The 7641-nt window shown below is 60.6% G+C and carries 6 protein-coding genes; all 6 read right to left on the bottom strand.

Annotated elements, in window-relative coordinates:
- On the bottom strand, positions 1-1215 hold a 1215-nt coding region (gene rpsA, locus VNV36_RS19555; RefSeq protein WP_325719608.1), incomplete at its 3' end, for a 30S ribosomal protein S1.
- Positions 1216-1334: 119 nt separating this feature from the next.
- Positions 1335-2024 (bottom strand): (d)CMP kinase, encoded by a 690-nt coding sequence (gene cmk / locus VNV36_RS19550; RefSeq protein ID WP_024013869.1) that lies wholly within the window; start codon positions 2022-2024, stop codon positions 1335-1337.
- A complete protein-coding gene (locus tag VNV36_RS19545) occupies positions 2021-4228 on the bottom strand; it encodes a bifunctional prephenate dehydrogenase/3-phosphoshikimate 1-carboxyvinyltransferase (protein WP_325719618.1) in 2208 nt (735 codons plus the stop codon). Before VNV36_RS19545 ends, cmk begins: the two co-directional genes overlap by 4 nt.
- A gap of 28 nt (positions 4229-4256) precedes the next feature.
- Positions 4257-5369: a histidinol-phosphate transaminase gene (gene hisC / locus VNV36_RS19540; RefSeq protein WP_325719605.1), complete on the bottom strand. Its 1113-nt coding sequence runs from the start codon at positions 5367-5369 to the stop codon at positions 4257-4259.
- Positions 5370-5382: 13 nt separating this feature from the next.
- The gene (gene pheA, locus VNV36_RS19535; protein ID WP_016770924.1) at positions 5383-6477 is read right to left on the bottom strand and encodes a prephenate dehydratase; all 1095 of its coding nucleotides are present in this window, start codon (positions 6475-6477) and stop codon (positions 5383-5385) included.
- Complete coding sequence (gene serC / locus VNV36_RS19530) at positions 6477-7562, bottom strand: 3-phosphoserine/phosphohydroxythreonine transaminase (RefSeq protein ID WP_325719602.1); 1086 nt, start codon at positions 7560-7562, stop codon at positions 6477-6479. The genes pheA and serC overlap by 1 nt, the downstream gene beginning before the upstream one ends.
- Between the last annotated feature and the right edge of the window lie 79 nt (positions 7563-7641).

Raw genomic sequence — 7641 nt, 5'->3', positions numbered from 1 at the left:
TTCGCCCACTTCGTTCCAGGAGATGTCGGACAGGTGAACCAGACCGTCGATGCCGCCGTCCAGACCAATGAAGATACCGAAATCGGTGATCGACTTGATGGTGCCGGAGATCTTGTCGCCCTTGTTGAACTGGCCAGAGAAGTCTTCCCATGGGTTCGACTTGCACTGCTTGATGCCCAGGGAGATACGACGACGCTCTTCGTCGATGTCCAGAACCATGACTTCCACTTCGTCGCCGACTTGTACGACTTTCGAAGGGTGGATGTTCTTGTTGGTCCAGTCCATTTCCGAAACGTGTACCAGACCTTCAACGCCTTCTTCCAGCTCAGCGAAGCAGCCGTAGTCGGTCAGGTTGGTTACACGAGCGGTAACGCGAGTGCCTTCTGGGTAACGGGCTTTGATAGCAACCCATGGATCTTCGCCCAGTTGCTTCAGGCCCAGGGAAACACGGTTGCGTTCGCGATCGTATTTCAGAACCTTGACGTCGATTTCGTCACCAACGTTGACGATCTCGGAAGGATGCTTGATGCGCTTCCAGGCCATGTCGGTGATGTGCAGCAGGCCGTCCACGCCACCCAGATCGACGAATGCGCCGTAATCGGTGAGGTTTTTGACGATACCTTTGACTTGCTGGCCTTCCTGCAGGGATTCCAGCAGAGCTTCACGCTCGGCGGAGTTCTCGGCTTCGAGGACGCTGCGACGGGAAACGACAACGTTGTTGCGCTTCTGATCCAGCTTGATGACCTTGAATTCCAGCTCTTTGCCTTCCAGGTGCGTGGTGTCGCGCACAGGACGGACGTCAACCAGGGAACCTGGCAGGAACGCACGGATGCCGTTAACGTCGACAGTGAAGCCGCCTTTAACCTTACCGTTGATAACGCCCTTGACCACTTCCTCGGCTGCGAAGGCTGCTTCCAGAACGATCCAGCATTCAGCGCGCTTGGCTTTTTCACGGGACAGCTTGGTTTCGCCAAAGCCGTCTTCAACCGAATCCAGAGCAACGTGAACTTCATCACCAACGTTGATGTTCAGTTCGCCAGCATCGTTGTAGAACTGCTCAAGCGGGATGAGTGCTTCAGACTTCAGACCAGCGTGAACGGTTACCCAGCGAGCCTGGTAATCGATATCAACGATAACACCGGTGATGATGGAGCCTGCCTGAAGGTTCAGGGTTTTCAGGCTTTCTTCAAAGAGTTCCGCAAAGCTTTCGCTCATTTTAATTCCTGTAGATGAGGGCGAAGTAAACGCCCATCTCCACACCCCAGACGGTGTGGGTTAGTTTCATTTAAAAGAAGCACCGCAGGACTATGACTGGTCCCCTGCGGCCCTCTTGGTCACCCGGCGATATCGCGAATGGCGATCTCGCTCATGATGCGTTCAAGCACCTGATCGATGGAAAGCTCCGTGGAATCCAGCTGAATCGCGTCGGCCGCCGGCTTGAGCGGGGCTACTGCGCGCTGGGTATCACGCTCATCGCGTGCACGGATCTCATCTAGCAGACTCGACAGACTAACACCCTCGACTTTGCCCTTCAACTGCAAATATCGACGGCGCGCCCGCTCCTCGGCACTGGCGGTGAGGAAAATCTTCAGCGGTGCATCAGGAAAAACCACCGTACCCATGTCGCGGCCGTCGGCCACCAGGCCCGGCGCTTCCTGGAATGCGCGCTGACGTTGCAGCAGCGCCTCGCGCACGGCGGGCAGCGCTGCCACTTGCGAGGCACCGGAACCGACGCTTTCGGTGCGAATCACATCGCTGACTTCGTCGCCTTCCAGAATGATCCGCTGCAGCTGACCTTCGGTCGCGGCGATGAACTGCACGTCCAGATGAGCGGCCAATGTTTTCAGCAGCTCTTCATTGGTCAGGTCGACGCCATGATTGTGCGCGGCGAACGCGAGCAAACGGTAAAGCGCACCGGAATCGAGCAGGTTCCAGCCCAGTCGCTTGGCCAGAATCCCGGCGACCGTGCCCTTGCCGGAGCCGCTTGGCCCATCGATGGTGATGACCGGTGCAATGTTTTTCACGACTGAGCCTCTTGTGCCACACGAATGCCGACCTGCCCGCACAGTGCGAGGAAGTTGGGGAACGAGGTCGCGACGTTGGCGCAATCATGGATGCGGATCGGCGCCGTAGCGCGCAGGGACGCGACGCTGAAAGCCATGGCGATACGGTGATCGCCGTGACCGTGCACTTCACCGCCGCCGATCTGCCCGCCGTCGATGATGATGCCGTCCGGGGTCGGCTCGCACTTCACACCCAACGCCAGCAGACCGTCTGCCATCACCTGAATCCGATCCGATTCCTTGACTCGCAGCTCTTCGGCGCCGGTCAGCACGGTGCGGCCTTCGGCGCATGCAGCAGCGACGAACAGCACCGGGAATTCGTCGATCGCCAGCGGTACCAGCTCTTCGGGAATCTCGATGCCTTTGAGTTTAGCTGCCCGTACGCGCAAGTCAGCCACCGGCTCGCCGCCGACTTCACGCTGGTTTTCCAGGGTGATGTCGGCGCCCATCAGGCGCAGGATGTCGATCACGCCGGTACGGGTCGGGTTGATGCCGACGTGTTCAAGCACCAGTTCGGAACCCTCGGCAATCGACGCCGCGACCAGGAAGAACGCCGACGACGAGATATCGCCCGGCACTTCGATGTGAGTGGCAGTGAGCTTGCCGCCGGACTCGACCGAAGCCGTGGCACCATCAACGCTGACCGGATAGCCGAAGCCACGCAGCATGCGCTCGGTGTGGTCACGGGTCGGTGCAGGCTCGGTGACGGTGGTCTTGCCTTGCGCGTACAGACCGGCGAGCAGCAGGCAGGATTTCACCTGAGCACTGGCCATCGGCATGGTGTAGGTCAGACCTTTGAGTTTGTTCCCGCCGCGAATGGTCATCGGCGGACGACCTTCTGCGGCGGTCTCGATCACCGCACCCATTTCCCGCAATGGATTGGCCACGCGATTCATCGGGCGCTTGGAAAGCGAAGCGTCGCCGGTCAGGGTGCTGTCGAAGTTCTGCGCCGCCAGCAGGCCGGACAGCAGACGCATCGAGGTGCCGGAGTTGCCCAGATAGATCGGGCCCGGCGCAGGCTTCAGGCCGTGCAGGCCGACACCGTGAATGGTCACCCGGCCGTGGTGCGGGCCCTCGATGACCACGCCCATGTCGCGAAACGCCTGCAAGGTCGCCAGGGCGTCTTCGCCCTCGAGGAAGCCTTCTACTTCAGTGACGCCTTCGGCCAGCGAGCCGAGCATGATCGAACGGTGGGAAATCGATTTGTCACCCGGTACGCGAATCCGACCGGACAGGCGGCCACCAGGTTGAGCCAGGAAGATCAGATCGTTGGAATTCATAGCGTCCACATAGGCCCTGCGGGCCAGGATTTTACTGAAATGCTCGCGGGCAACCCGGGCGCGCGTGAAAACGCCCAACAATTGGTGCCCATCCCCTGCATCGACCGCGTCGCGCAAGGCGTCGAGGTCGCTGCGAAATGTATCGAGTGTGCGCAGGACAGCCTCGCGGTTGGCGAGGAAGATGTCGTGCCACATCACCGGGTCGCTTCCGGCGATTCTTGTGAAATCGCGAAAACCACCGGCAGCGTAACGGAAGATCTCCAGATTTTCATTGCGCTTGGCCAACGAATCGACCAGACCGAACGCCAGCAGGTGCGGCAGATGGCTGGTCGCGGCCAGCACTTCGTCGTGACGCTCGACCTGCATGTGCTCGACATCGGCGCCCAGCTCTCGCCAGAGCCGATCAACCACCGCCAGGGCGGCAGGATCGGTTTGCTCTATCGGCGTCAAAATCACCTTGTGCCGACGGAACAGCTCGGCATTGGAAGCCTCCACCCCGCTCTGCTCGGAACCGGCAATCGGATGCCCCGGCACGAAGCGCGCCGGCATGCCGCCGAACGCTTCGCTCGCCGCACGCACCACATTGCCTTTGGCGCTGCCGACATCGGTGAGGATTGCCTGTCCCAGATCCATGACAGCTAAACGCGCGAGCAGTTTTTCCATGGCCAGAATCGGCACAGCCAGCTGAATCACATCGGCACCGACGCAAGCCGCCGCCAAATCGTCTTCGCAACGATCGACCACACCCAATTCGACCGCGAGCTTGCGTGATTGCGGATCCAGATCGACGCCAACCACTTCACGGCACAGGCCGCTTTCACGCAAACCCTTGGCAAACGAACCACCGATCAATCCCAGACCGACCACCACGAGGCGACCGATCATAGGTGCAGCAGGTTGCAGCGCAGTGACATCAACCACGAGCCAGAACCTTGCGCAGCGCCTCGAGGAAACGGCTGTTTTCTGCCGGCAGACCAATGGTCACCCGCAGGTGGTTCGGCATGCCGTAATTGGCCACCGGACGCACGATCACGCCTTCGCGCAGCAAGCCCTGAAACACCGGCGCCGCGACCTGGCCGAGATCGACACAGATAAAGTTGCCTTTGGACTCGATCCAGCCCAGACCCAGTTCACGGAAACCGTCCTGCAACTGCTGCATGCCGGATTCGTTGAGCTGACGGCTTTGCGCCAGATACTCTTCGTCCTTCAATGCTGCACAGGCTGCCGCGAGGGCGAGGCTGTTGACGTTGAATGGCTGGCGAACGCGGTTCAGCACGTCAGCGACCACCGGTGTCGACAAGCCATAACCGACGCGCAGTGCGGCCAGGCCATAGGCCTTGGAGAAGGTGCGCGACACCAGCAGGTTCGGGTACGCGGCGAGAAAGTCGAGACCGTCCGGCAAGTCGCTGCCTTCGGCGTACTCGATGTAAGCCTCGTCGAGGACTACCAGCACATGCTCGGGAACGTCCTGGAGGAATTCGTCCAGCGCTTCAGCACCGAACCAAGTGCCGGTCGGGTTGTTCGGGTTGGCAATGAACACCACGCGGGTATTGGCGTCGATCGCCGCCAGCATGGCTGGCAGGTCGTGCCCCCACTCCTTGGCCGGAACGACTTTGGCTTGTGCGCCGACAGCCTGCGTAGCAATCGGATATACGGCGAAAGCATGCTCACTGAACACCGCATTCAGGCCCGGTGCCAGATAGGCACGGGCCACCAGCTCAAGGATGTCATTGGAGCCGTTGCCCAAGGTGACCTGATTCAGCTCGACGCGGCACTGCTCGGCGAGCAGCGATTTCAGGGCGAAACCATTGCCGTCCGGGTAACGCGTCAGCTCGGCCAGCTCTTCGCGAATCGCCGCCAACGCCTTCGGGCTGGCGCCCAGCGGATTCTCGTTGCTCGCCAGTTTGACGATTTTTGCCGGATCCAGATCCAGCTCGCGCGCCAGTTCGTCCACGGGCTTGCCCGGAACGTACGGCGAAAGTTGTTGCACGCCCGGCTGTGCCAGAGCGAGGAAGTTGCCACTCATTTGCTACCGCCCCTTAGAGAACTGCTTTCGGGTAGGAACCCAGCACCTTGAGTGCTACTGCTTCCTGACTGATCTTTTCCAGCACACCTTTGATCAATGGATCGCGGTGGTGGCCGACGAAGTCGATGAAGAACACGTAGGTCCATTTGCCGCTGCGCGAAGGACGGGTTTCGATCCGGGTCAGGTCGATGCCATTGTCATGGAACGGCACCAGCAGCTCATGGAGCGCGCCGGGCTTGTTGCTCATCGACACGATGATCGAAGTCTTGTCGTCGCCGGTCGGCGGCACTTCCTGGTTGCCGATCATCAGGAAACGCGTCGAGTTGTCCGGGCGATCTTCGATCTTCTCGGCCAGACGCGTCAGGCCATACAACCCCGCCGCCATGTCGCCGGCGATCGCCGCCGAGTTCCACTCACCCTTGACGCGCTTGGCTGCCTCGGCGTTGCTCGACACCGCCACGCGCTCGACATTCGGGTAATGCGCATCCAGCCACTTGCGGCACTGGGCCAGCGACTGCGCGTGGGAATAGATGCGGCTGATGCTGTCGGTCTTGGTGTTTTCGCCGACCAACAAATGATGGTGGATACGCAGCTCGACTTCGCCACAGATCACCATGTCGTGTTCGAGGAAGCTGTCCAGCGTGTGGTTGACCGCGCCTTCGGTGGAGTTTTCCACCGGCACCACGCCGAAATTCACCGCACCGGCCGCCACTTCACGGAACACTTCATCGATCGCCGCCATCGGCTTGCTGATCACCGCGTGACCGAAATGCTTCATTGCCGCCGCTTGGGTGAAGGTACCTTCCGGGCCGAGATACGCGACTTTCAGCGGCTGCTCCAGCGCCAGGCACGAGGACATGATTTCGCGAAACAGTCGCGCCATTTCTTCGTTGCCCAGCGGCCCCTGATTGCGCTCCATCACGCGCTTGAGCACCTGAGCTTCGCGCTCGGGACGATAGAACACCGGCACTTCGCCTTCGGCCAGCGAGGCCATCTTCACGCGGGCGACTTCCTGGGCGCAACGCGCACGCTCACTGATCAGCTCGAGGACTTTGGTGTCCAGAGCATCAATGCGAACGCGCAGTGCCTTGAGTTCTTGCTCGGACATCAGCCGTGCTCCTTCTCGAATTCCGCCATGTACGCCACCAGCGCGTTGACCGCAGTGATGTCGACAGCGTTGTAGATGGAGGCACGCATGCCGCCCACCGAACGGTGGCCCTTGAGGTTGAGCAAACCGCGCTCGTCGGCACCGGCGAGGAACGGCTTGTCCAGGCGATCGTCAGCCAGACGGAACGGCACGTTCATCCACGAACGATCCGACTTGTTGATCGGGTTGCTGTACAGGCCGCTGGCGTCGATGAAGTCGTACAGCGTGCGCTGCTTGACCTCATTGAGCCTGGCGATCGCATCGACGCCGCCCTGCTCTTTCAGCCACTGGAACACCAGACCGGACAGGTACCAGGCCAGTGTTGGCGGGGTGTTGTACATCGAGCCGTTATCGGCCGCGACTTTGTAGTTGAGCATGGTCGGGCACAGCGAGCGGGCCTTGCCGAGCAGATCTTCGCGGATGATGTTGACGACGATACCGCTCGGGCCGATGTTCTTTTGCGCGCCGGCGTAGATCATGCCAAAACGCGAGATGTCGACCGGGCGCGAAAGGATGTCCGAGGACATGTCGGCCACCAGCGGCACGTCACCGGTCTGCGGGATCCACTGGAATTCCAGGCCGCCGATGGTTTCGTTGGGCGCGTAGTGAACGTAAGCGGCGTCTTTCGACAGGTTCCACTCGTTCTGGCCGGGGATGGCGAAATAGTCGTAAGGCTTGGCGGTGGCGGCAACGTTGACGTGACCGTAGCGCGAGGCTTCTTCGATGGCTTTCTGCGACCAGATACCGGTGTCGATGTAGTCGGCCGAGCCGTTTTCCGGCAGCAGGTTCAGCGGGATCTGCGCAAACTGCTGGCTGGCGCCACCTTGCAGAAACAGCACTTTGTAGTTCGACGGGATATTCAGCAGGTCTCGCAGATCCTGCTCAGCCTGAGTGGCAATGGACACGAACTCATCGCTGCGATGGCTCATTTCCATGACCGACAGACCCTTGCCGTGCCAATCAAGCAGTTCACTCTGGGCGCGCTGCAGGACAGCTTCAGGCAGCGCCGCCGGGCCGGCGCAGAAGTTATAGGCTCGCTTGCTCACATCCAATCTCGCTCTGATTTGGTGGTATCACATATCAGTCGGCGCCGACCCTGTGGGAGCGAGCTTGCTCGCGAAGGCG

Origin of the sequence: Pseudomonas sp. (assembly GCF_035554175.1) — a bacterium.
In the GTDB taxonomy this organism is placed as follows: domain Bacteria; phylum Pseudomonadota; class Gammaproteobacteria; order Pseudomonadales; family Pseudomonadaceae; genus Aquipseudomonas.
The sequence above is the reverse complement of the archived record's forward strand: the minus strand, read 5'-3'. Positions and strand labels throughout refer to the sequence as shown.

Excerpts from the sequence above, each read along its gene's own strand:
- VNV36_RS19545 (WP_325719618.1), bottom strand. The coding sequence starts at position 4,228 with ATGATCGGTCGCCTCGTGGTGGTCGGTCTGGGATTGATCGGTGGTTCG.
- hisC (WP_325719605.1), bottom strand. The coding sequence starts at position 5,369 with ATGAGTGGCAACTTCCTCGCTCTGGCACAGCCGGGCGTGCAACAACTT.
- pheA (WP_016770924.1), bottom strand. The coding sequence starts at position 6,477 with ATGTCCGAGCAAGAACTCAAGGCACTGCGCGTTCGCATTGATGCTCTG.